We start from the raw sequence: 1,535 nt of genomic DNA, 5'->3' as shown, positions 1-1,535 counted from the left end.
AGGTCTAACTTTTTGGGGTCACATCAAAGGGATAGCTTTTTTACGTCAGCACTCAATTATGATTCTGATTCATCGGGTTTTTGAATATACACGACACGCTGGGGATACGGAATGTCGATGCCGTTGGCATCAAAGGTATCCTTGACCTTGGACATGACGTCATAAAAGACGGGAAGGTAATCGGCCTTGGCGACCTTAGGATAGGCGGCGATGCGCACCGAGTTGTCCCCGAATTCTTTGATTCCGATTTCTAAATCATCGGCGTTGAGGACGCGCGGTTCTTCCTTGAAGATTTGTTTCAATAAGTCGATGGCTTTATGGTGGTCATTGTTATAGCCAATGTCGAATAAGAAGGTAATATACCGTTCAGTCTGATAGGAACTGTTCGATACCTGGGACGTTGTAATCGTCGAGTTGGGGATGAAGACGGTCTTATTATCCTTGGTCGTAATGGCCGTATTGAGCATTTGGATGCCTTTGACACTGCCTTCTACGCCACCGACAGCAATCCAGTCGCCGGCTCTAAAGGGCTTAAAGATCAAGATCAACAGGCCCGAGGCAAAGTTCGACAGGTTGCCCTGCAGGGCCAAGCCGACAGCCAAACCGAAAGCACCAAAGGCGGCCAGGAAGGAGTTGGTCGGAATCCCCAGTTTATTGAGGGCCGACAAGAGGACGATGGCCATGAGGGCATAGTAAATGATTTGACTGACAAAGGTGATGACCGTGTGGTCATAATTGGCATGGGTCATCATGCGAATGGCCACTTTCTTGATAAAACCGGCAATATAGCGGCCGATGATAAAAATAATGATGGCTGCAATGATGTCCGGCGCATAATTCAGTAAGAAATCATTGAACTGACCAAGGGTCGTAACGCCTTCTGTCACTTGTTCTTTAACGTCAGCCCGGACATTGCTGGCGGCCTGAACCGTATTAGCAGCAAGATTCATAGATGGTAACCTCCTGTGTACGCGTATCAGAAATAGACGATATAAGTTGTAAAACTGGTTGCCATTATTATACCATGAAAGCCGCTCCCCTGCTCCCTATAAGCAGCAAAAAAAAGAAGCTGTAACAGCCGGAGTATTATCTCACAGCCGTTACAGCTTCTGTTCAACAGATACCGATGTACCTGCTGTATGTTTTTTTAGCCTTCGATTTCGGAAACGACACCGGCACCGACCGTACGGCCGCCTTCACGGATAGCGAAGCGGAGACCAGCTTCGATAGCAATCGGAGTGATCAGTTCGACGTCCATTTTGACGTTGTCGCCAGGCATGCACATTTCAGTGCCTTCCGGAAGCTGGATAACGCCGGTTACGTCCGTTGTACGGAAGTAGAACTGCGGGCGATAGCCATTGAAGAACGGCGTATGACGGCCGCCTTCGTCTTTCGTCAAAACGTAAACCTGAGCTTTGAATTTTGTGTGCGGATGAATCGTGCCCGGTTTTGCGAGAACCTGGCCACGTTCGATTTCTTTACGGTCAACACCACGGAGCAATGCGCCGATGTTGTCGCCAGCTTCTGCGCTGTCG

The 1,535-nt window shown here is 48.9% G+C and carries 1 protein-coding gene and 1 pseudogene; both read right to left on the bottom strand.

The genetic code is table 11. The annotated features are described in order from the left end of the window. Positions 1-56: 56 nt before the first annotated feature. The gene (locus HMPREF3201_RS07085) at positions 57-950 is read right to left on the bottom strand and encodes a mechanosensitive ion channel family protein (RefSeq protein WP_062412390.1); all 894 of its coding nucleotides are present in this window, start codon (positions 948-950) and stop codon (positions 57-59) included. A 197-nt stretch (positions 951-1,147) separates the two neighbouring features. After that, positions 1,148-1,535, bottom strand: a pseudogene (gene tuf / locus HMPREF3201_RS07080) (elongation factor Tu); the annotation flags it as partial.

This window comes from Megasphaera sp. MJR8396C (assembly GCF_001546855.1).
Taxonomy (GTDB): domain Bacteria; phylum Bacillota; class Negativicutes; order Veillonellales; family Megasphaeraceae; genus Megasphaera.
Note: the sequence above shows the minus strand (reverse complement) of the source record. Positions and strands in the feature narration are given on the sequence as shown.